This is a genomic window from Bradyrhizobium sp. UFLA05-108, from assembly GCF_059803455.1.
This window is the reverse complement of sequence record NZ_JBANAZ010000022.1, coordinates 51719-73764: the sequence shown is the minus strand read 5'-3', so window position 1 is coordinate 73764 and position 22046 is coordinate 51719. Positions and strand designations below refer to the sequence as shown.

Sequence of the window (22046 nt, the reverse complement as noted above, 5' to 3'; positions counted from 1 at the left end):
CGCAGAGCGCGCGAGCCCGGAATCTAGAGGTTGTGGCCCGAGATTCCGGGTTCATGCTTCGCACGCCCCGGAATGACGGCAGACGTCAATTCTTCAGCCGATAGCCGGTGCGGAAGATCCAGCCGATCATGACCAGGCAGGCCACCAAGAAGGCCGTGGTCATGCCAATGCTCAAGGCCACGCTGACATCGGCGATCTCGAAGAAACTCCAGCGGAAGCCGGAGATCAGATAGACCACCGGGTTGAGCAGCGCGACCGTGCGCCAGCCCGACGGCAGCATGTTCACGGAGTAGAAGCTGCCGCCGAGGAAGGTCAGCGGCGTCACCACCAGCATCGGGATCATCTGGAGCTTCTCGAAGCCGTCGGCCCAGATGCCGATGATGAAGCCGAACAGGCTGAAGGTCACCGCGGTCAGCACAAGGAAGGTCAGCATCCAGATCGGATGGTGGATATGCAGCGGCACGAAAAGCCCGGCGGTGGCGAGAATGATCAGGCCGAGAATGATCGACTTGGTCGCGGCCGCTCCGACATAGCCGAGCACGATCTCGAAATAGGAGATCGGCGCGGAGAGGATTTCGTAGATCGTGCCGACGAATTTCGGGAAGTAGATGCCGAAGGAGGCGTTGGCGATGCTCTGGGTCAAGACCGACAGCATCACGAGGCCCGGCACGATGAACGTGCCGTAGCTCACGCCCTCGACATGGTCGATGCGCGATCCGATCGCGGCACCGAACACCACGAAATACAGCGAGGTCGAGACCACCGGCGAGACGATGCTTTGCACCAGCGTGCGCCAGGTGCGCGCCATTTCGAACAGGTAGATGGCACGAACGGCGTGCAGATTCATGACGTCCTCACGAGGTCGACGAAGATATCCTCGAGCGACGATTGCGTCGTGTCGAGGTCAGCGAACCGGATGCCGGCGCTGCGGAGGTCGCCGAGCAGGCTGGTGATGCCGGTGCGCTCGCCCTTGGTGTCGTAGTCGTAGACCAGCGTCGCGCCGCCTTCGCGAAGCTCAAGGGCGTAGGGCGCCAGACTCACCGGCAGCGCATCGATTTTCTGCGCAAGATGCAGCGTCAGCCGCTTCTTGCCGAGCTTCTGCATCAAGGTCGCCTTGTCCTCGACCAGCACGATCTCGCCCTTGTTGATGACGCCGATGCGGTCGGCCATCTCCTCGGCTTCCTCGATGTAGTGGGTGGTGAGAATGATGGTGACGCCGGATTGCTGAAGGGTGCGCACCACCTCCCACATGCCCTTGCGCAGCTCGACGTCGACGCCGGCGGTGGGCTCGTCCAGGAACAGGATCTGCGGCTCGTGCGACAGCGCCTTGGCGATCATCACGCGACGCTTCATGCCGCCGGAGAGCGTGATGATCTTGTTGTCCTTCTTGTCCCAGAGCGAGAGGTCCTTCAGCACCTTCTCGATGTGGGCGGGGTTCTTCGGCTTGCCGAACAGGCCCCGGGAAAAGCTCACCGTTGCCCACACGCTCTCGAATGCGTCGGTGTGCAGCTCCTGCGGCACCAGGCCGATCAGCGAGCGCGCCTTGCGCCAGGAGCTGACGATGTCCTCGCCGCCGACCATGACCTTGCCTTCGGTCGGATTGGCGATGCCGCAGATGATCGAAATCAGCGTGGTCTTGCCGGCGCCGTTGGGGCCAAGCAGCGCAAAGATCTCGCCCCGCTTGATGTCGAGGTTGACGTTTTTCAGCGCCTTGAAGCCGGACCCATAGGTCTTCGACAGGTTGGCGACGGAGATGATGGAGGACATGATGGCCGAAAGGACTGGGGAGGGGACGCTGGAACCCGCCCCTGGAGGGCAGGTCAGCGGAGCCCTGAAATAGGAACGCCTTTCCCCGGCTGCAATTCCCTGGAGAAAAATGGTCTCAAAACAGCCTCTTCAGTGACGGGTTCCGGGCAACTGTTGCGCAACAGTCACGGGCCGCGGATAAGATTGTTGCTCACGCGGCTCTTTGTTGCGTCTGCGAGCAGGCCATGGCTACGATTCCGGCCAATTGCGAAAGCGTGTTCCCAGGGAAAAGATCGATGAGACCGAACGGCCGTTACGCAGCCGGCGCAAGCCACTTGTCAGCACTCAAGACATGGGCGCTCTGCCTGTGCCTGGTGACGGCACTCGCCATCAGCCCGCGGCCCGCCACGGCTGCTCCGACGGCGCCGAACCCGGCGGCGACGACGCATGTCTATCTGTTGCGCGGCGTGCTCAACATCTTCTCGCTCGGGCTCGACACCATCGGCTCGCGGCTCGAGGCACAGGGCATCCCGGTGACGGTTGCGAACTTCGTCTCGTGGTCCTCGCTCGCGGATGAGGCCGCCGCCGCCTACAAGGCTGGGCGGCTGAAGACCATCATTCTGGTCGGGCATTCCTCGGGTGCGACCGCGCTGCCCGACATGATCGCCAAGCTCAATCGTCTCGGCGTGCCCGTGAAGCTCGCGATCGGCCTCGACTCCGTGTTCAAGACCAAGCTCTCGACCGGCGCCGAGCGCTACATCAATCTCTATATCGGCGACGGCCCCGGCGAGCCGGTGCGCGCGGCGGATGGCTTCCGCGGCAAGCTCGACAATGTCGACGTGCGTGGCTCCGGCGCCGGTCACATCACGATCGACAAGAACGAGTTGATCCAGCGCCGCGTGATCGCCGAGATCGATGCCGCGGTGATGCGCTCGCGTGCACCCGCGGCCCCGCAGGCCGAGCCGCGTGCGCCGAAGCCGGTCGCGCGTTCGGCCGCGGCTGCCGCGCCGGCTCGGAACTAGGCGAGTCCCGCGGGGCGTCTCGCCCCGCCGCGTCGGCGCTAGCCGAGGATCTCGGTGATCAGCGACGCCGCCTTGATTCCCGTTCCCGTGATGACGACGACGGTGCGCTCAATGGGGCGAATGGCGCCACGCCGGGCAAGCTCGTCGAGCGCGGCGGCGGCGCTTGCCGATGTCGGCTCGGGAAACAGGCCTGTGACCGCGAGCTTCTTCAGCCCCGCGACGATGCCTTCTTCGGGGACGGCCACCGTGCCCCCGCCGGTTTCCCTCAATGCCGCCACCATCTGCCGCAGGCGTAGCGGGCTCTTGATCGCGGTGCCCTCGGCGATGGTCTTGTGGACCTCGCGCGAGACCTGCGTATCGACGCCTGCCGTGAAGCTCGCATCGAGCGGCGAGCAGTTCAGGGGCTGCGAGGCGAACAGCTTTGGCATCCGCGCGATCTGCCCCGCCGCGAGCAGTTCCTTGAAGCCGAGATAGCAGCCGAGCAGGCTGCTGCCGGCACCGACGGGAACGACGACGTTGTCGGGGGCCGAATAGCCGAAATCCTCCCACATCTCGTAAGCGAGCGATTTCGTGCCTTCGAGGAAGAAGGGCTGCCAGTTGTGGCTCGAATAGAAGATGTGGCTGGATTGGCGGATCGCTTCCGCCTCCGACTCCTCGCGCGGCCCTTCCACGAGCTGGATGTCCGCTCCATAAGCGCGCACCTGCGCGATCTTCATCGGCGAGGTGGACGCGGGTGCCAGGATCTTGATCTTCATTCCGCTGGCGGCGCCATAGGCGGCGACCGATGCGCCGCCATTGCCCGAGCTGTCCTCGAGCACTGCGTTGATGCCGAGCTGGCGGATGAAAGACAGCATCACCGTGGTGCCGCGATCCTTGAAGCTGGCCGTCGGATTGAACCATTCGAGCTTGAAGTAGGGCCTCAACGCGCCCCACTCCTTCTGCACGAGGGGCGTGCAGCCTTCGCCCATGGAGATCGGGCTCGCGATATCGACCGGCAGCGCCGCGCGATACCGCCACAGCGAGCGCACGCTGCGATCGACCTCGTCGCGCGAGATGCCGCGCAGCGGCGTCACCATCAGCGGCTTGCGGTCGTCGGAGCACCAGCGCGGCTGGTCCAGCGGATAGAGCGTGCCGCTGAGCGGTTCGATGTAGGCTGGCGTCGTCATGAGCGATCTCGGATATGAGCGATCTCGGATATGAACGTCAGGGCCGATCACGCCGCCAGATGATCAGGCGAGAGCACGTGCCGGCCCGATTGAACGATTCTAAGTGCCGAAACGGACTATCGATGTCAATTCTGGCGTTCCCGAGTTCGTGGGAAGCTCGACTGAACGCATTCGGAAAAGCAAGGCTCACATGATCAGGGGGTTGGTTGCCGCCGCCGTGCTGATGGCTGCGTTGGTCTGTCCGTCGTCCGGCATTGCCGCCGTCAAGGTCCGCCTCATCAATCCTGAGCGGTACACCGACGCGGATGCTTACGGTGGCGGATCGCGCGAGGCCACGCTGGCCGAGTTTCGCGCCTATCTCGAAAGCCAGGGCAGGCGGCTTCTCGCTCCGGGGCAGAATCTGAGCATCGATGTTCTGGATGTCGATCTTGCCGGCCAGGACGAGCCAAGGGGGCGTGGCTCGGACGTGCGAGTGATGCGCGACGTCACGCCGCCGCGCATCAAGCTGCGCTACACGCTGAGTGGCGGAGGCCGGCGCACGACGAGCGGCGAGGACGATCTGAGCGACATGAACTATCTCATGAACCCCTCCGGCCGCCTGGGTGGCCGCTACGGCTACGAGAAGGCGCTTCTGGACGACTGGTTCAGACGCATCGCCGGTTCTCGATAAGCGAGCGGTAGGCGGGCGCATTGGCGTTGGCGTGCAATTGAGCAGGCTATGTGCCCCAAATTCTGCCAAATCGGTGGTCAGTAAGGCCGGAACAGGGAAGGCGCCCGCCTTCCCGCGGTGGGGTTGCAGGACGCATGGTTGTTTTGAGGCGATTGGTCCTGCTGGCGGCCGGCGTGCTCCTCGGCTTGTCGACCGCCGTGGCGGTCGCTTCGCCGGCAAAGCCGAAGAAGGCTGTCGCGATCGTGGCGCCGTCACTGCCGCAACCGCCGCCGCTGCCCGCTGAGGCCGAGCCTGGGCCGTCGCCGCGCGTCTATCTCTTCCGCGGTGCGCTGGGGCCGATCTTCTCGACCGGCATGGACCGCCTCGCCGAGCGGTTGACGGAAGCCGGCTTCAAGGCCGACGTCTACGAATTCACGATCTGCCGGCTGGTCGCCCAGCGCGCGATCTCCGCCTACCGCGAACAGCCTGCGCCGATCGTGCTGATGGGGCATTCCATGGGCGGGCTGTGCTCGATCATCTTCGCCGAGATGCTTGCCGAGGAGAAGATTCCGGTCAGCCTCGTGATCACCATCGATCCCGCGCACGCGACTGGAAACGTGCCGCTCAACGTCGAGCGCTTCATCAACATCTATCTGTCCGACAGCGTGCTCGGCGGCGGCGACGTGGTCGCCGAGCCCGGCTATCGCGGCCATTATGCGAGCTTCGATTTGAAGCAGAACAAGCGCGTCACCCACATCAACATCGAGAAGTCTGAAGACATCCATCGCCAGATCGTCGACATGGTCGCGCAATTGCCGCGCGTGCCGGCGCAGGCGCAGGGCGACCCCGTGCCGCTGCGCTATCTCGTTCCTGGCGACACGCTGGTGGAATTGTGGGACTCGGGCGTGAAGCTACCGATGCGTGCCGGCGACACGCTCGATCGCATCGCCACGCAATATCACGTGCCGGTCTGGTCGCTCGCGCAGGCCAATGGGTTGTCCGAAAGCGCGCCCCTTGCTGCCGCTCAGGATGTCATCATCCCGCGTCATCTGTTGCCGGCCATGCCGTCGCAGGCCGCCGCCACGCCGCCCAAGTCGGTGCGTTGAAGTCGCTACGCTGACGCTCGCGAAAAGGCTGCAAGAAGAAGGGCCCGGTTCGCGGGCCCTTTTTGTCAGTCGTTGTCGTGATGGATGACGGTCTTCTCGCGACTGCCGTCCTCATTCTGCTTCTTGATGACGGTCGTCCTGTCCTCACGCGGCTCGCGCTGCTTGATGATGGTGGTGCGATCGCGATCGCGATCTCGATATTCGTGGGATTCACCAACCGTCACGCCACCGCCGACCGGGCCGGCGCGAACGCCGACGCCCACCTCGTCCGCGAGCGCGGGAACCGCCATTGCGCCGATCATGGCTGCTGCAAAGAGATATTTCCTCATTCCCATTCTCCATTTGCCGAATGAAGGGGGAATGTCCGGATGCGACAATTCGTTCCGTCGGAACCGGATGTCGGGCGGCAGGCCCGCGCGCAGATGTTACCGCGGCGACAGGAACGGAATGATCATCGGGACGCGGCGGCAATAGGCGCCGTAGGCATCTTCGCCGAGCTCCTTCGACAGGAAGACTTCTTCCATCCGGCCCTTCTGCCACATGCCGAGCGAGATCAGGATGGCGCCGAGGATCGCCGTCACGGTGCCGACCGCGATGCCGGTCGCGAGCATGCCGGCGATCAGGCCGGTGTAGATCGGATGACGCACGATGCCATACGGGCCTGTGTCGATGACGCGGTGGTCTTCCTTGTGGGTAATGGTGTTCGACCAGAACTTGCCGAGATGAAGACGTCCCCACCAGGTGAAGGAGATGCCGGCGAGCACAACGAGCGCCGCGATGTAGACGCCGGTCTCGCCGAACACCCACAGCGGCTTCTCGTTCAGCACTCCCGCAGTCCACGGTGTGAACAGGATGCCGCCGATCAGGATCGGCAGGCGATAGCGTTGCGAGTCCAGCGTCATCACCTGCTTCTTGGTGCGGCCCTGCCAGAACGAGGCTCCAACCCAGCTCGCAAGCCAGGCGAGCCAGATCAGCGCCAGGAGTTTGGTCGGCCAGGTCGTGGTCCAGCCACCCCAGGCGAAAGAGAGAAGTTTGCTGAAATCAAAGGACATACGGAAAGGTTCTTGCTTTTGGGCTTGGGCTCAGCTCGCGCGCGAGCTGAGCGCGTGACGCTCGATGCCGGACGGCGTTTGCAGGCCGCCGCGTGCGAGCAGATGGGTGATGGTTTCGCGCAGCAACGGCTCGATCGGGCGCGGCGCGTAGCCGAGCTCGGTACGCGCCTTGTCGATCGAAAGGTCGCTGGCGGCAAGCGCGATGCGCACGCCCTCGCCCGTGCCGTTGGGCGGCCGGTGCGTGACGTGGTCGGAGATGTATTCGAGCATCATCGCCGAAAGCTCGGCGAGCCTGCCGGGCACTGCGATGGGATAATGCTTGCGGCCGCTGATCACTGACATCATGCGCAGGATCTGTCCGAGCCGGACGCAGTCGCCGCCGAGAATATAACGGTGCCCGATGCGGCCGCGCTCCATCGCGAGCACGAGGCCCGTGGCGACATCGCGCACATCGACCAGGTTGACGAGGAAGTTGATGTGCGGCTGCACCTTCTTTTGCAGGAAGTACCACAGCATCGCGGTGGGCGGCGTGAGATTGTGATCGACCGGCCCGATCGGCATGGTCGGCGTGCCGATGACGAGCGGGAAGCCCGCCGCCGCGGCCTTTGCCGCGCAATGTTCGGCAAGCGACTTCGACCGCGTATAGGCGCCCGGCATCGCGTCGGCCGGCTGCAGCGCCTCCTCGGCCGGGACGCCGCGGAGCTGCGAATAGGGGAACAGGATCGATTCCGTCGAGCAGTGCAGGAAGCGCGACACGCCGCGCAGTTGCGCCGCCGTCAACACGACCTCGGTGCCGCGGCAATTGACCTCGTGGAAATCCTGCTTGTTGGCGACCCACATGCCGGGCAGGCCGGCGAGGTGATAGACCTGATCGACGCCCGCGAGCGCGCGATCCACCGCGTCGCCGTCGAGCACCGAGCCCGCGACGTAGTCGACGTCAGCACACGGCGCGGCCGGCGGCCGCACATCGAGAACGCGCACCCGCTGCCCTCTGGCGCGGAGCGCTTCTACAAGATGATGTCCGATGAAACCGCTGCCACCGGTAACCAGTACGAGAGCCATGAAGAAGGTTTGCTGCTGTTCCGCTCTGGAATCTTATCGGGTTGAAAGGGAATTGGTCGGAACAGGCGCGAGAATCGCGGCAAGGTCACGACGAAAACCCAACGCAATGAAAAATTTCGCCATTACAAACATCGGTCCAAGCAAAAGATGAGACGGAAAGGTGAACAACGAGGCCTCGCGCCCCTCAAAAACCTTATGGCCGATCGCCTGCGCGGCGAAGCCGAGCGCGACCAGCGTGGCGAAAATCGCCCACATCGCGACGGTGCTGACTTGCGCCGCAATGGTCGTCGCGATTGAAAACAGCACGATCGACACGGCCAGAATGCCGGTCCCGAGCGCCACATCCAGCAGCAGCCAATAGATGAGGACCGGCAACGCCAGAATCAGCGCAAGACTGAACTCGAATCCGAACAGCGGGACGTTCACCAGCGTCAGTGGCATTACAGCGCCCGTGAACAGCAAAAGGATACCGATGACATGCATCGCCGTGTTCCGCGGATCGCGATGGTACTCGACATAAACGGCAAGTTGGCGTTGAAAAAAGCCACCCATCTTGGTCTCACTGAGGATGCTGGTCGGAGGAAGCGACAAGCCTATAGCATCTGCTCGTCCCCCGCACAAACCGGCGCATTTGTCGCGCAGAGCAGGTATTCGAGGCGGCGTACGCGCAAAAAACAGTCAGGGGCTCAAAGGGTTCCGAGCGCTGCCAGATGCGATCAATTAGCGTTTTTTTGCCGGCTTCTTGGCCGGTGCCGCAGGTTTGGGCGCGGCTGGCTGGCTGGCCTGCTCCTCGGGGAGCTTGGCAAGCGTCAGGATCTGCAACTGCCCGTTCGCTGCCGAGGTCGGACGCGCACGGTCGAGGAATTGCTCCTCGCCAAGGCCGATCGACTGGATGCGCTTGGCAGAAATCTTGAACGTGTTGACGAGCACATCGCGGATCGCATCCGCGCGGCGCTGGCTCAGGATCGCATTGGCTTCCCGTGTCTTCGAATTGGATTCGACGTGGCCGACGATCAGGAAGGTGTAGGGCAGCAGCGAGGCGTGAACCAGCGCATCCGCGGTGCGGCCGACCGTCTGGTAGGACGAGGGCTGGATGATCGGCGTGTCGTCGTCGAACTGGATCGGCGTATTGAAGGCCGGCAGGCTCGCAAGGTCAGGCGCGATCAGCGGGCGATTCACCGGACCCGGATCATTCTTGATCCGCGTCTTGGCCCGCTCCATCACCTGCTGCTTCAGCGCCGCGAGGTCGAGATCGGGTGCCTGCTCAAAATGGTTGAGCTTGGCGACGATGTCGTCCCGTGTCGGCGGCGCCGTCTGTGCGCCCACAGGTCCTGCCGCGAGCGCCAGAGCGAGGCCGATCGATTGCAGGCTGAGTCGAGCCGGGCGCATCAGCGATACCCCGCGTCGTCCACCGCCTTCAGGCAGTTGTTGCTGATGCCCTTGGGCGTCGAGATCAGGCAGGGGATCGACTTGCTGGTCTCCTTGGTCGAGCCGCCGCACACCTTGACGATCTCGCGCTGGCAGGCGTTCGCCGCGGTCACGCGCGCGGCGACACGCTTCTGGATCGCGTCGAAGGCCGCGAGGTAAGCGGTCTGGCACTGCGGTGACAGCACGTCGCGGTTACGCGACAAGCATTCCTTCAGTCGCGTCGAATCAGGGTTCACGCCGCGGCAATTGGCCACGATCTCCGCACCGCAGCTCTTGGCCAGCATGCCGATCGCATCGCCAAAGCTCATCGTCTCGGCTGCCGCAAGCGACGGCATGCCAAATGCAAGGACGGCGAGTGTGATGAAGCCCCGGGCCATGGCCGCATCTGATACGGGGAAGTTCGCCAGGGTCAAGGGGCGCGGAGCAAGGAAAGCTGGCGGCGTAACGCCGCCGCAACAGGGCGCGGTCTCATGCCCGCTGCACAAAACTGTCCACGACCTTCTTCTCGCCGGCCTTGTCGAAGGCGATGGTGAGCTTGTTGCCGTCGATCTTGGCGACGCGGCCGTAGCCGAATTTCTGGTGGAAGACGCGGTCGCCAATCGAGAATTCCGACGTCGTGCCGGTCGATTTTGCCACCAGCTCGCCCTCGATCGTCATCGGGCCGCGCCGGCGCGATGAAAAACTGCCGCCGAAATCGGGCGCGGAGGAAAACGGCGAGGGCTCTTCCTCGAGGCCGCCGCGTCCGCCGCCGTTGCGGCCGCCCTGGCCACGATTGCGATTCGCCTGGGCGCGCTGCCAGCCCGGCGTCGAATAGCTGGAGCCGAAGGCTTCCATGTCATCGAAGCGCGAGGCGCCGTAGCCGCCGGTGCCGCCCCAGGCCGAGCCGCCCTTGGATTCCGTGATCTCGACATTGGCCGCCGGCAATTCGTCGAGGAAGCGCGAGGGAATCGTGGTCGACCAGGTGCCATGGATCCGGCGGTTGGTCGCGAAATAAAGCTTTGCGCGACGCCGGGCGCGGGTCAGGCCGACATGGCCGAGCCGGCGCTCTTCCTCGAGACCGGCGCGGCCCTGTTCGTCCAGGGTACGCTGGCTCGGGAACAGGCCTTCCTCCCAGCCCGGCAGGAACACGTTGTCGAACTCGAGCCCCTTGGCCGAATGCAGCGTCATGAGCGATACCGCATCTTCCTCAGCGCCGCCGTCGCGATCCATCACCAGCGAGATGTGCTCGAGGAACCCTTGCAGGTTCTCAAACTCTTCCATCGAGCGCACCAGCTCCTTGAGGTTTTCGAGCCGGCCCGCGGCATCCGCGGAGCGGTCCTTCTGCCACATCTCGGTATAGCCGCTCTCGTCGAGCACGATCTGCGCGAGATCAGTATGCGTGGTCACCTCGCGCTGGGCGCGCCAGCGGTCGAATTGCGTGACGAGATCGCGCAAGGAGCCACGCGCCTTCGGCTTCAATTCGTCGGTCTCGACCACGGCGCGCGCCGCCTCGAACAACGGAATGCGGCGCTTGCGGGCATGATCGTGCAGCATCTGCACCGTGGCATCGCCAAGCCCGCGCTTGGGCGTGTTGACGATGCGCTCGAAGGCGAGATCGTCCGCCGGCGAGTTGATGACGCGCAGGTAGGCCAGCGCGTCGCGGATTTCGGCGCGCTCATAGAAGCGCGGGCCGCCGATCACGCGGTAGGGCAGGCCGAGCGTGACGAAACGATCTTCGAACTCGCGCATCTGGTAGGACGCGCGGACCAGGATCGCGATCTCGTTGAGCTTCTCGCCCTGGCGCTGGAGCTGCTCGATCTCCTCGCCGATGCCGCGGGCTTCCTCTTCCGAATCCCAGGCGCCGGTGACCGTGACCTTCTCGCCGTCCTCGTCCTCGGTGCGCAGCGTCTTGCCGAGCCGGCCTTCGTTGTGCGCGATCAGATGCGAGGCGGCGGCGAGGATGTGGCCGGTCGAGCGGTAATTGCGTTCGAGCCGGATGACCTTGGCGCCGGGAAAATCGTGCTCGAAGCGCAGGATGTTGTCGACCTCCGCGCCGCGCCAGCCATAGATCGACTGGTCGTCGTCGCCGACGCAGCAGATGTTTTTGACGTGAGTCGCAGGAGTAACCGTCGTTCCGGGGCGATGCGCAGCATCGAACCCGGAATCTCGATCCGTGGACTCATCAGGAGATTCCCCGACGTGCATTTGCATGTCGTGGTTCGCGTCTTCGACGCGCCCCGGAATGACGGCCCTGGTTGCTGAAGGCGCCGGCGACAACAATCGCAGCCACAGATACTGCGCGACGTTGGTGTCCTGATATTCGTCGACCAGGATGTACTTGAAGCGCTGCTGGTACTGCCGCAGGATATCCGGGTGCTCGCGGAAGATGCGGATGTTCTCCAGCAGCAGATCGCCGAAATCGGCGGCGTTCAAGATCTTCAGCCGCTCCTGGTAGCTCGCATAGAGCTTGCCGCCCTTGCCGTTGGCGAACATCGCGGCTTCGCCCGATGGCACCTGCGCCGGGCTAAGCCCGCGGTTCTTCCAGCCGTCGATCAGGCCGGCCAGCATGCGCGCGGGCCAGCGCTTGTCGTCGATGTTCTCGGCTTGCAGGAGCTGCTTCAACAGCCGGACCTGATCGTCGACATCGAGCACGGTGAAATTCGACTTGAGCTGTGCGAGCTCGGCGTGCGTCCGCAGGATCCGGCCGCCGATCGAGTGGAAGGTGCCGAGCCACGGCATGCCCTCGACCGCCTGTCCCAGCATCTGGCCGAGCCGGTGCTTCATCTCGCGCGCGGCCTTGTTGGTGAAGGTCACCGACAGGATCTCGCCGGGGCGCGCGCGGCCCTGGCTCAGGATATGGGCGATGCGCGTGGTGAGCACGCGCGTCTTGCCGGTGCCGGCGCCGGCGAGCACCAGCACGGGGCCGTCCAGCGTCTCCACCGCGTCGCGCTGCTCGGGATTGAGGCCGGCCAGATATTTCGGGCCCACCGAGGCACGGGCGCGCGCGGCAATGCCGCCGGCCGCGGGCTGGTGGTCGGGAACGCTGTGAGAGGTGATTTTGCTCGGCTCGGTCATGCGAATCAGTGGCCCCACGATGGCACCGCGGGGTGGCGGAAGGGAGCCTTCATAACAGGGATTAGCCCCTATATGGGGCGGCGGCGAGGGGTTTTCCACGTACGCAGAGGGCCGATTTGTTCCAGTCCGCTCAGCGAATTTCCGCCCCTGTCAGCCCGGAACCTTCGTTTCGAGGTCGAGATTGTCTTTGCAAACGAGGCGTGGCGCGAGGCCGTGCCGATCGGAAGACAAACATCGAGACGGAGGTTTTGACCATGCTTGGCTGGGTTGTGACGTTTCTGGTTATCGCACTGATCGCCGGTATCCTGGGCTTCGGCGGCATCGCCGGCGCTTCGATCGAAATCGCCAAGGTCATCTTCTTCATTGCGGTCGTGCTGTTCCTGGTCTCGGCCGTGGTCGGATTGGCCCGCGGCCGCACCAGGGTCTAGCGTGACAAGCCCCTCATGGTGAGGAGCGCGAAGCGCGTCTCGAACCATGAGGCCCGACTGTTGACCTGCATCCTTCGAGACGCCCGCTTCGCGGGCTCCTCAGGATGAGGAGTTACAGCATTCTAAGGCACTACCGCTTCGAGGGCATCGCGACGTTTCTCCCGATGCCCTCAGGCCGCGTTACTGCGCTGTGGTCCTTGACCACGGAGGCGATGTTTTCGCGAATGTCGGCCGGGAAGGGCGCCACTTTTCGCGAGGTCATGTCCATGTGCAGTGACATGTTTTCGGAAGTCGCCGACAGCCAGCCCTCGGTCGCGTGACGAAGCTCCTCGAAGGTGTGCAGCCGCTTGTCGTCGGCTTCGAGCAGCCACACCGAGATCTGCACGGGATCGCCGAGATGGATCTCGCGCAGATAGCGCACATGGCACTCGGCGGTGAAGGTCGAGCCGTGACGTTCCTTCATATAGGTCGGCCCGATCCCGAGCTTCAGCCAGAGCTGGTCGATCGCCCTGTCGAACATCACGTTGTAATAGGCCATGTTGAGATGGCCGTTATAGTCGATCCATTTCGGCTCGATCTGCATGATCGAGGAACGGAACGGCTCGGCGTTCGGCTCGTGGGCGGCTGCCTCGGTCATCTTTCCTTCCTGCCAATTTCTTCCCGACATGCGTCCGGTCGCTTGACTTGACCGGTCATATGTCCTTTGCCACGGTCCTTAGATCATGATCCGCAAAAGTGTGCAGCGGTTTTCCGAAAGGATCATGCTCAAACAACAAGCTAAAGCGCGATGACGATTCATCCTGATTTCATCGCGCTTGAGTCGGGAGGAATGTCCGTGGGTATGACCATCACCAATAATCCGCCGCGGCCCGAGCCGAAAGCCCTGGCGAGTGCGCTCGAAGCGCTCGCCGCGCGCTTCGGCAACCGCTTCATCACCTCGCAGGCCGTGCGCGAGCAGCACGGTCACACCACGACCTGGCTCGCCAACCAGCCGCCGGATGGCGTGGTGATGGCGCAGGAGACCAAAGACATCCAGGACGTGGTGCGGATCTGCGCTGGAAACGGCGTGCCCGTGATCGCGTTCGGCACCGGCACCTCGCTCGAGGGCCAGGTGAATGCGCCGGCCGGCGGCATCTGCATCGACCTGCGCGACATGAACAAGGTGCTCGCGGTGCATGCCGAGGACCTCGATTGCGTGATTGAGCCCGGCGTGACGCGCAAGGCGCTCAACGAGCATCTGCGCGACCAGGGCCTGTTCTTTCCGATTGATCCCGGCGCGGATGCGTCGCTCGGCGGCATGGCCTCGACGCGCGCCTCAGGCACCAATGCGGTACGCTACGGCACCATACGCGAGAGCGTGCTGGCGCTGAAGGTCGTGCGCGGCGATGGCGAAATCATCACGACCGGCACGCGCGCGAAGAAGTCGTCGGCCGGTTACGATCTGACGCATCTCTTCGTCGGCGCCGAAGGTACGCTCGGCATCATCTCGGAGCTCACCATCCGCCTGCGCGGCATCCCCGAGATGATCGCGGCCGGCGCGGTCTCGTTTGAAACGGTGCATGGCGCCTGCCAGGCGGTGATCCTCGCGATCCAGACCGGCATTCCCGTGGCGCGCATCGAGCTGCTCAACGCCGCGCAGGTGAAGGCTTGCAACGCCTATTCGAAATTGACGCTGCCGGAGACGCCGCTACTACTGGTCGAATTCCACGGCAGCGAGATCGAGGTCGCCGAGCAGTCCAAGGCGTTCGGCGAGATCGCCAGGGATTGCGGCGGCGGTGATTTCTCCTGGACCACCAAACCCGAGGATCGCACAAAACTGTGGCAGGCGCGGCACGACGCCTACTGGTCCGTCAAGGCGCTGCGGCCCGGCGACAGCATCGGGGTGGTCGCAACCGACGTCTGCGTGCCGATCTCGCGGCTTGCGGATTGCGTCAGCGAGACCGAGGAAGATCTCAAGCGTCTCAACCTGTTGTCGCCGATCGTCGGCCATGTCGGCGACGGCAATTTCCATTGCTCGCTGGTATGCGACACCAACGACGCAGACGAGATGGCGCGCGGCGAGGAGTTCATGCATCGCCTTGTCGAGCGCGCGCAGGCGATGGACGGCACCTGCACTGGCGAGCACGGCATCGGCCAGGGCAAGCAGAAATACCTCAAGGCCGAGCTCGGTCCCGAGGCGCTGGATGCGATGCGGGCGCTGAAGAAGGCGCTCGACCCGCAGAACATCTTCAATCCGGGCAAGATCGTGCCGGCGGCGTAGCGCCGCGGGCTCCACCTGCGGGAACTTTTGGCAAGTCGGCCGGTTCCAATTCCCGACACGTTCCGATGCCTCAATGGCGCGGCACCTTCGGGAGGATGCGATGTTGCGACCGGTCATTGGAATTGCCGCAATGGTGCTTGCCTGCATGCTGGCGGGCGCGGCGCTGGCGAAGGGCGGACATGGCGGCGGTGGCCATGGTGGCGGACATGGCGGCGGGCACGGTGGTGGACATCGCGGCGGCGGGCATGGCGGTGGTCATCATGGTGGCGGCCATTTCGGCGGTCATGGTTTCGGTCACGCGCATTTCGGCGGGCATCACGGCGGGATGCGGTTTGCAACCGGTGCCCGACATGGCCGCTCGAGCTTTGGTCAGATCCGCAATGCGGCAGTGCGCCCTGCAAACTTCCGCAACGCGCTGAACGTCCACTCCAGTGCCTTCCGCAACGGTCGGCTGATCAGCAATCCGGCGGCGCGGGCCCAGATCGCAGCCGCGGCTGCGCTCGCCGGCTGGCACGGCGCAAGCAGCGGATGGTGGCAGCATCCCGGCGGCTTCTATGGCTGGGTGGGACCGTTGTTCTGGCCGTTCGCCTATAACGATCTCTACGACTACACCATTTGGGGCGATGGTCTCGGCTTCTGGGGCTACGGCTATCCCGACATCTATGCCGGCATCTTCGGCCCATACGGCTATGATGGCCTCGCAACCTATCTGCCGCAACGCTCGTATGGACGACGGCAGCCGCGCGGCGTTGGCCTCGATCAACTCTGCGGCAGCGATCGCCGCGAGATCGTCGGTCTGCCGATCGACCAGATCGCGGATGCGGTGCAGCCGACTGACGCACAAGGCGCCGATCTCGATGCTCTCGGCAATGCCTCGATCCAGGCCGCCGAGTTGATCCGCGCATCCTGTCCAACGCAGGTCGCGGCGACGGCGCCCGGCCGGCTCGCGGCCATGCAGCAGCGCGTCGAGGCGATGACGAAGGCCGTCGATCTCGTCCAGCCCACGCTCGACAAATTCTACGGTGCGCTCACCGACGAGCAGAAGGCGCGCTTCAATGCGCTGGCCGAAGACCAGCGCCGCGCAGCGGCTTCAAGCAACGCCAATGCATCGCTCGTGCAGAATTGCGGTACGCCTGTTGGGCTCGATTGGCCAGGCGCAGAAATCGAAGCGAGGCTTCACCCCGACGACACCCAGCGCGGCGCGTTGCAAGTGCTCCAGGATACCAGCGCCAAGGTCAGCGCATCGCTCAAGGCGGCCTGCCAGCCCAGCGACGTGATGACGCCGCCGGCGCGCATGGCTGCGATCCGCAAGCGGCTCGATGTGATGCTCGACGGCGTCAAGTCGGTGCGATCAGCGCTTGAGGATTTCTATGCGACGCTCAATGACGAGCAGAAGGCGCAATTCGAGGCGATCGGTCCGCGTCGGACGTCCTGAGCGCGTCGCAAGCCAAAGGCGTGGCGGGAAAAACCGTCTCGCCGAGCGCGGTCGAGTTCAATATGCTGGGGGGTGTCTGAAGGCCACGGGTAGGGCGATGAAGTGGTTAGCGCGACAAAAGCCCGGAGACATCTGGGACGAGCCGGTTTCGGGCCCGATCGGCGACATTGAGGCCGCCGACCGGATCCGGAATATTTGCCAGTCCGCGACTGCGAGCGCCGAGCTGATCGGCGACTTTGCCGCGCGCCCCGACAATCGTGAAAAATCGGTGCAGAAACAGAGGAAGCACGAGAGCGAACGCTATCAGCGTGCCGCAAGAGCCGCGATGGGAATCGCAATGAAGATGTCTGACGATCTCATGCGCGACGACGCCGTTCGGCGGATCGTGGAGCTCTGCATGAAGGCCAACGATGTCGAGACGGCTCAGATATTGAACCGCGCCGTGCAGACCGCCTGGGTCAGGGAAGCGATCCGCCGGGATTATCCGGCGCTGGGCTAGCGTGCCGAATTCATTGCTTTGCCAGCGCGTGGATGGCTTCGTCGACGCTGTGGAAGACATGCTGCCGTGGCAGGATGTCGAACAGCGCAAAACGCTCGAACGCGTTCTGCGCCCGCACCGATTCCAGCCGCGCCACTGCGACGCTGACGCCCTGTTCGCTGCACGCCCTGAAGATCTCCAGCAGAGCCTGCGCCGCGGTGAAGTCGATCTCGACCATGCCGCTTGCCTCCAGCACCAGGAGTTTTGGCGTCGAGGTCTTCAGCAGGTCCGCAACGTCGTTGCGGAAACCGGGCGCATTGAGGAACGACAGTGGCGCCTGCAATCCGATCACGGCGACGTCGGGAAGGCGTTCGCCCGGGATATGCGGGTGGGTCGGCCACCAGATCGTGGTGCCCGGCACGCGATCGAACTCGACGAGTTTGGCGCGCGTCGTGCTCCAGATGCCGTGCAGCAGCGAGAGCACGATGCCGAGGAACGCACCCTGCTGGATCGGCAGCACGATGATCAGCGCTGCGGTCGCAAGGATCAGCAGGAACTCGCTGAAGGACTGGCGATAGATGGTCGCGATCTGCTTCACGCGAATGATCCGCAGCGCCACGAACAGCAGGATGCCGCCGAGCGCTGCATCCGGCACGTGCTGCAACAGGCCGGTCCCGAACGCGAGCAGCGCCAGCACGATCAGCGCCGCGGCAAGCCCCGACAGTTGCGACCGCCCGCCGGTCTCGACCACGATGCCCGTGCGCGGCGGGCTGGCATTGACCGGAAACGCGCCGAACACGCCCGCAAGAAGGCTGCCGGCGCCGGCGCCGAGGAAATCGCGGTCGACGTCGGCGGGCTTGTCGGGATCGGAGGGAAACGATCGCGTCGTCGCTGCGGTTTGGACCATCACGACGACGGTGACCACGAAGGCCAGCGGAACGAGGCGCACCCACGCCTCGGGGGCAAGCTCCGGCAAGGTCGGCATCGGCAACGTGCCCGGGACTGTGCCGACCACCTTCACGCCTTTGGCTTCGAGCCCGGCCCCGATCACCGCGAGCGTTGCGCCGACGAGTCCGATCAGCGCTCCGGGAATCTTGGGGCTGATCGCCTCGGCGAGGAAGACGACGGCGAGCACGCCGAAGCCGATAAAGATCGTGTAGGGATTGGACCGGCCGAGCTCGCGCGCCAGCGTGCCGATGCGGTCGAGCGTCGGTCCGCCTGGCGCCTCCACGCCGAGCACGCCCGGCAGTTGCGAGACGATGATGTGGACGGAGATGCCGGCGAGGAAGCCCACCATCACCGGCACCGACAACAGATTGGCGATGCCGCCAAGCCGGAAGATACCGCTCGCGACCAGCATCGCGCCGACCATCAGCGCGAGCGCGATCGCAAGCGATTGATATTCCGGCGAGCCGGTCGCGGCGGCCGCGGCAAGGCCGCCGGCGAAGATCGGCGTGATCGTGGAATCGGCGCCGCAGGACAGGAAGCGGTTGCTGCCGAGCAGCGCAAAGCCGAGCGAGCCCGCCATGAAGGCGAAGAAGCCGATCTGCGGCGCGAAGCCGCCGAGCCGCGACGTTGCCATCTGCTCGGGGATGGCGATCGCCGCCAGCGTCAGGCCCGCCATCAGGTCTCCAGGGAGCAGGCCGACCTGGTAGGACGAGAGCGAGCGGAACAACGGCCAGGATGGCTTGGCGTCAGCGTCATGCGGCATCGATACGAATCCCCGGCGACAATGCGGGGAACAGACTAACAGGAATCTGGCGATGTCAGGCGCCCATGAAGATGCCCGCAGACGCTGTATGCATCTGCGGGCGCCTTTTCGATCTCGAGCTCTAATACCTGCGATAATCGCCGTGGTTCATCTCGCCGCCGCGGCCGCCGCCCATGCCCATGCCGAGGCCAATTCCGACGCCGATGCCGATGCCTTCCATGATGGCGCCGGGCGGTGGACCGCGGTCCGGCGGCGGCGGACGGCGATCGACCACGACCTCGTCCGGCGGCGGCTTGCGCTTGGGGGTGTCGACGACCTTCCTCTTCGGCGGCGCGTCGTCGACGCGTTTCTTGATGATCGGCGCGACGATCGGGTTGATCGGCGTCGCCGGTGTCGACGGCGTCGAGCACGGGCAGGTCGGCGCCATCGCGACGGCGACCGGTACTGCGGCGGCCGCAGCCGTCGGCCCGTAGTTGCGGTTCTGCACGCGCAGCAGCAGCCTGCGCGCGGTTGCCGCGAGGTCGCTGCTGCTCCAGTTCGTGAGATACGTCTCGTACGAGGCGCGGGTGTTGATCGCGACCGCCAGCTCCCAGGCCAGCATCTGGCGCCGTCGCTCCAGGATCGTGCGCAGGCGCGGAGTGGCAGGTGCCTGCGCGAACAGCTCGACATAGGCTTGGTACGCGGCGACGGTGTCGTCGGCGATCACGAGATCATAGGCGACCTTGGGCTCCTTGCCCCGCAACTCCTGACGCCAGTCCTCGACGGTGCGGCTCGCGCTGGCCAGTGTCGGCGAACCCGCACCGGGAACGGAAGGCGGCTGACCGCTGCCGTCGCCGAAGAACTTGAAGTCGGCCGTCAGCGACGAGCTTTCCCACGGGATCTGCCGGCCGTCCGTCGACTGGGCGACGGCGACGCGGATGCGCTTGAAGACTTCCTCGATCGGCAGGTTCGGCTGCTTGGTGATCGTCAGCGTCGCCGTGGTGTAGGGACTGTCGACGCCGGAGCCGTCCTCGGCTTCCGCGCCGGGTGAGGTCGAGTAGGAAATGAAGGTGCCTGGCGCGCCGGCCTTGGTGTCGACGATCGCAAGCCCGTGGCCGGCGCCGCTAAGTGCCGGGAAGGGATTGTTGCGACAGGCATCGAGCATGAAGATGCGCGCGCGCGTCGGCAGTGCGCCCAGTGTGTTGAGCAGGTCGTTCAGCCGCACGCCCTGCAAGGGAATGTCGGCCTCGCGCTTCGGATCGAGATCGACCGGCACCAGATAGTTCTCGCCGTCGATCTGCAGGCCGTGGCCGGCATAGAACACCAGCGCGACCGTTTCGGCGCCGCTGGCGCTGACCTTGCCGGCGAAATCGCTGATCGTCTGGCGCATCTCGTTCTGCGCCAGATTGGGCGCGGTGGTGACGTCGAACCCGGCGCTGCCGAGCAGCTCCGTCATGCCCTTGGCGTCGTTGGCGGCGTTGGGCAGTTCGGGCACTGCGCGATAGGCGGACTGACCGATCACGAGCGCGAGCCGCGTTTCGGCGGAGGCGTACGTCAGTGTGATGAGCTGGAAAAGAACGAGAAGGCTGGACGCAAGAAACAAATGGCAAAGGGCGGGACGGCGCATGAAGTCACCTCCATCGGCAATGCGCGCGAGGGTGACAGCTTGTCTAGCCGCGTACCAAGACTGAGTCTGTGCGCTAGCTCACTCTGGGATGTGCGGCAAATTGGGCAGTTCTCTTGCCCAGGGGCGCCCCTCACGTGGTGGCGTCGTCAGAACAGGCCACGATCCCAGGGCGGCTCCGGCGAAAAGCGCGCCGCCAGGAAATCGATGAAGGCGCGGACCTTCGCCGGCGGCCGCCGATCGGGCAGATAGACCGCATGCACCGCCGACGACTGGACCTCCGGCTGGTCGAGCGGCAGCGCCACCAGGGTTCCGGCGCGCAAATCATCGGCGACGATGAAGGTCGGCTGCCGCGCCAGGCCCAGGCCGGCGAGGCTCGCGGCGCGCAGCGCATCGCCATTGTTGGCGCGGAGGTTGCCGCTCACCTGGACGCGGATCTCGCCATCCGCGCCGAACAGCCACTCGGCGGCGCTCGCCTGCTGCGACAGCGTGTAGCCAAGGCAGTTATGGGCAGCGAGGTCGGCGACGGTACGCGGCGTGCCATGTTTGGCGAGGTAAGACGGCGCGGCGCACACGACGAGACGGTTCGGTGCCAAGCGCCGCGCCACCATGCTGGAGTCGCGTAGGCGCCCGATGCGGATCGCGAGGTCCCAGCCTTCCTCGGCGAGATCGACCAGCCGGTCGTTGAGCCCGAGCTCTGCCGTGACCTTGGGATAGCGCTCGGCAAAATCACCGAGCAGCGGCGCGATCTGCCGTGTGCCGAACACCACCGGCACGTTGACGCGGAGCAGGCCGCGCGGCTCGACCCGTTCGGCGGTGACCGCGGCGTCGGCAGTCTCCATGTCGGCCAGGATACGCTCGGAGGATTCGAGATAGCTGCGTCCGGCCTCGGTGATCGACAGTCGCCGCGTGGTGCGATGGAACAGCTTGATGCCGAGGCGGGCTTCAAGCGACGCAACGTGCTTGGTGACCATGGTCTGCGACAGGCCCATCGCGCGCGCGGCGCCGGTGAGGCTGCCGACCGCCGCCACCTTCGCGAAGACTTCCAGGCTGGTCAGGCGGTCAAGCAATGATCTCACTCTCTGGGTGTGAACTATTGTTCCAAAATAGCAGATTATCACCAAATTGAGAATAGATCATAAGGCGGGCCATCAAAGGAGACTGCTATGATCGATTCCCGTACCGCGCCCTATGCGGCGCTGGTGTTGCGCGTGACACTGGGGGCGCTGTTTCTCGCCCATGCCAGCTTGAAGTTTTTCGTCTTTACCCCGGCCGGGACAGCAAAGTTCTTCGGCAGCCTCGGCTTTCCGCCGGAACTCGCCTATCTCGTGATGACGGTTGAGGTGCTGAGCGGCATCGCCCTGATTCTCGGCGTCTGGACCCGCTACGCCGCGCTCGCCGGCATTCCGATCCTGCTCGGCGCCATCTTCACCGTTCACGGCGCCGCCGGCTTCTTCTTCACCAATCCGAAGGGCGGCTGGGAATTCCCGGCCTTCTGGGCCATCGCGCTGTTTGCGCAGGCGCTGCTCGGCGACGGCGCCTATGCGCTTCGCCCCTCGCGCCAGGACGCCGCGCTCGGCGAGTTGAGCGGCGCGCATTCGCGCTGACGCCGTTCGCCAGGACCTATTGCCAGGACTGATTGCCAGGACTGATTGCAAGTACTGATTGAGCGACAAAGGCTGCGGGATGACATCCCGCAGCCTTTTTCGCGTTTCGTTGCGCGAGCAGCGAGAGCCCGATCGCAACCAATATGACTTCTGCATCGATCCATACCCGAATTGGATCGATCGATTATGGGCCTGGCTGAACGCCGTACCGTTCATCGCGCGGCCCGCTGGAAACGGCT

Annotated in this window: 23 protein-coding genes; 8 read left to right on the top strand and 15 right to left on the bottom strand. The window is 64.8% G+C overall.

Annotation, left to right across the window (positions count from 1 at the left end):
* Nucleotides 1–85: 85 nt before the first annotated feature.
* A complete protein-coding gene (locus SO140_RS18040) occupies nt 86–847 on the bottom strand; it encodes an ABC transporter permease (protein ID WP_449379288.1) in 762 nt (253 codons plus the stop codon).
* Nucleotides 844–1767: an ABC transporter ATP-binding protein gene (locus SO140_RS18035; RefSeq protein WP_449379287.1), complete on the bottom strand. Its 924-nt coding sequence runs from the start codon at nt 1765–1767 to the stop codon at nt 844–846. The genes SO140_RS18040 and SO140_RS18035 overlap by 4 nt, the downstream gene beginning before the upstream one ends.
* A gap of 275 nt (nt 1768–2042) precedes the next feature.
* On the opposite strand from SO140_RS18035, the gene SO140_RS18030 reads away from it, so the two are divergent.
* A complete protein-coding gene (locus SO140_RS18030) occupies nt 2043–2768 on the top strand; it encodes a hypothetical protein (RefSeq protein ID WP_449379286.1) in 726 nt (241 codons plus the stop codon).
* A gap of 38 nt (nt 2769–2806) precedes the next feature.
* Here the strand turns inward: SO140_RS18030 and SO140_RS18025 are convergent, their stop codons facing one another.
* Nucleotides 2807–3934 (bottom strand): threonine synthase, encoded by a 1128-nt coding sequence (locus tag SO140_RS18025; protein WP_449379285.1) that lies wholly within the window; start codon nt 3932–3934, stop codon nt 2807–2809.
* A 190-nt stretch (nt 3935–4124) separates the two neighbouring features.
* Here SO140_RS18025 and SO140_RS18020 point away from each other — a divergent pair, with 190 nt between their 5' ends.
* Together SO140_RS18020 and SO140_RS18015 are read left to right on the top strand one after the other, a co-directional pair.
* On the top strand, nt 4125–4604 hold the full coding sequence (locus SO140_RS18020; protein ID WP_449379284.1) for a DUF3016 domain-containing protein: 480 nt from the start codon (nt 4125–4127) through the stop codon (nt 4602–4604).
* A gap of 134 nt (nt 4605–4738) precedes the next feature.
* Nucleotides 4739–5689 (top strand): LysM peptidoglycan-binding domain-containing protein, encoded by a 951-nt coding sequence (locus SO140_RS18015; protein ID WP_474799393.1) that lies wholly within the window; start codon nt 4739–4741, stop codon nt 5687–5689.
* A 65-nt stretch (nt 5690–5754) separates the two neighbouring features.
* Here SO140_RS18015 and SO140_RS18010 read toward each other — a convergent pair whose 3' ends face one another.
* The 7 genes from SO140_RS18010 to SO140_RS17980 all read right to left on the bottom strand — a co-directional run bounded on the left by SO140_RS18010 (nt 5755) and on the right by SO140_RS17980 (nt 12285).
* Nucleotides 5755–6018 (bottom strand): hypothetical protein, encoded by a 264-nt coding sequence (locus SO140_RS18010; protein WP_449379282.1) that lies wholly within the window; start codon nt 6016–6018, stop codon nt 5755–5757.
* Between the two features lie 96 nt (nt 6019–6114).
* Nucleotides 6115–6741 carry a methyltransferase family protein gene (locus SO140_RS18005; protein ID WP_449379281.1) on the bottom strand — a complete coding sequence of 209 codons (627 nt, stop codon included), beginning with the start codon at nt 6739–6741 and terminating at the stop codon, nt 6115–6117.
* Nucleotides 6742–6771: 30 nt separating this feature from the next.
* The gene (locus SO140_RS18000) at nt 6772–7803 is read right to left on the bottom strand and encodes an NAD-dependent epimerase/dehydratase family protein (RefSeq protein WP_449379280.1); all 1032 of its coding nucleotides are present in this window, start codon (nt 7801–7803) and stop codon (nt 6772–6774) included.
* A gap of 33 nt (nt 7804–7836) precedes the next feature.
* The gene (locus SO140_RS17995; RefSeq protein ID WP_449379279.1) at nt 7837–8355 is read right to left on the bottom strand and encodes an Mpo1 family 2-hydroxy fatty acid dioxygenase; all 519 of its coding nucleotides are present in this window, start codon (nt 8353–8355) and stop codon (nt 7837–7839) included.
* Between the two features lie 168 nt (nt 8356–8523).
* Nucleotides 8524–9192, bottom strand: a complete 669-nt coding sequence (locus SO140_RS17990; RefSeq protein WP_449379278.1) for an OmpA family protein — start codon at nt 9190–9192, stop codon at nt 8524–8526.
* Nucleotides 9192–9608, bottom strand: coding sequence for a hypothetical protein (locus SO140_RS17985; RefSeq protein ID WP_449379277.1), 417 nt, complete (start codon nt 9606–9608; stop codon nt 9192–9194). The genes SO140_RS17990 and SO140_RS17985 overlap by 1 nt, the downstream gene beginning before the upstream one ends.
* A 91-nt stretch (nt 9609–9699) precedes the next feature.
* Nucleotides 9700–12285, bottom strand: coding sequence for an ATP-dependent helicase (locus tag SO140_RS17980; RefSeq protein WP_449379276.1), 2586 nt, complete (start codon nt 12283–12285; stop codon nt 9700–9702).
* 254 nt (nt 12286–12539) lie between these two features.
* Between SO140_RS17980 and SO140_RS17975 the strand changes: the two genes are divergently transcribed.
* Nucleotides 12540–12713 (top strand): DUF1328 domain-containing protein, encoded by a 174-nt coding sequence (locus tag SO140_RS17975; RefSeq protein ID WP_449379275.1) that lies wholly within the window; start codon nt 12540–12542, stop codon nt 12711–12713.
* A 130-nt stretch (nt 12714–12843) separates the two neighbouring features.
* On the opposite strand, the gene SO140_RS17970 is transcribed toward SO140_RS17975, so the two are convergent.
* Nucleotides 12844–13350, bottom strand: coding sequence for a thioesterase family protein (locus tag SO140_RS17970; RefSeq protein ID WP_449379274.1), 507 nt, complete (start codon nt 13348–13350; stop codon nt 12844–12846).
* Nucleotides 13351–13548: 198 nt separating this feature from the next.
* Here SO140_RS17970 and SO140_RS17965 point away from each other — a divergent pair, with 198 nt between their 5' ends.
* Nucleotides 13549–14973 (top strand): FAD-binding oxidoreductase, encoded by a 1425-nt coding sequence (locus SO140_RS17965; RefSeq protein WP_449379273.1) that lies wholly within the window; start codon nt 13549–13551, stop codon nt 14971–14973.
* 70 nt (nt 14974–15043) lie between these two features.
* On the opposite strand, the gene SO140_RS17960 is transcribed toward SO140_RS17965, so the two are convergent.
* Nucleotides 15044–15325: a hypothetical protein gene (locus SO140_RS17960; protein WP_449379272.1), complete on the bottom strand. Its 282-nt coding sequence runs from the start codon at nt 15323–15325 to the stop codon at nt 15044–15046.
* A 36-nt stretch (nt 15326–15361) separates the two neighbouring features.
* Here SO140_RS17960 and SO140_RS17955 point away from each other — a divergent pair, with 36 nt between their 5' ends.
* On the top strand, nt 15362–16408 hold the full coding sequence (locus SO140_RS17955) for a Spy/CpxP family protein refolding chaperone (protein ID WP_449379271.1): 1047 nt from the start codon (nt 15362–15364) through the stop codon (nt 16406–16408).
* A 97-nt stretch (nt 16409–16505) separates the two neighbouring features.
* Nucleotides 16506–16907, top strand: coding sequence for a hypothetical protein (locus SO140_RS17950; RefSeq protein ID WP_449379270.1), 402 nt, complete (start codon nt 16506–16508; stop codon nt 16905–16907).
* A 10-nt stretch (nt 16908–16917) separates the two neighbouring features.
* Here the strand turns inward: SO140_RS17950 and SO140_RS17945 are convergent, their stop codons facing one another.
* The 3 genes from SO140_RS17945 to SO140_RS17935 form a co-directional block, all read right to left on the bottom strand.
* Nucleotides 16918–18597 (bottom strand): SulP family inorganic anion transporter, encoded by a 1680-nt coding sequence (locus tag SO140_RS17945; RefSeq protein WP_449379269.1) that lies wholly within the window; start codon nt 18595–18597, stop codon nt 16918–16920.
* A gap of 121 nt (nt 18598–18718) precedes the next feature.
* A complete protein-coding gene (locus tag SO140_RS17940) occupies nt 18719–20203 on the bottom strand; it encodes a caspase family protein (RefSeq protein WP_449379268.1) in 1485 nt (494 codons plus the stop codon).
* A gap of 146 nt (nt 20204–20349) precedes the next feature.
* A complete protein-coding gene (locus tag SO140_RS17935) occupies nt 20350–21270 on the bottom strand; it encodes a LysR family transcriptional regulator (RefSeq protein ID WP_449379267.1) in 921 nt (306 codons plus the stop codon).
* A gap of 96 nt (nt 21271–21366) precedes the next feature.
* Here SO140_RS17935 and SO140_RS17930 point away from each other — a divergent pair, with 96 nt between their 5' ends.
* Nucleotides 21367–21807 carry a DoxX family protein gene (locus SO140_RS17930; RefSeq protein ID WP_449379266.1) on the top strand — a complete coding sequence of 147 codons (441 nt, stop codon included), beginning with the start codon at nt 21367–21369 and terminating at the stop codon, nt 21805–21807.
* The last annotated feature ends 239 nt before the right edge of the window (nt 21808–22046 follow it).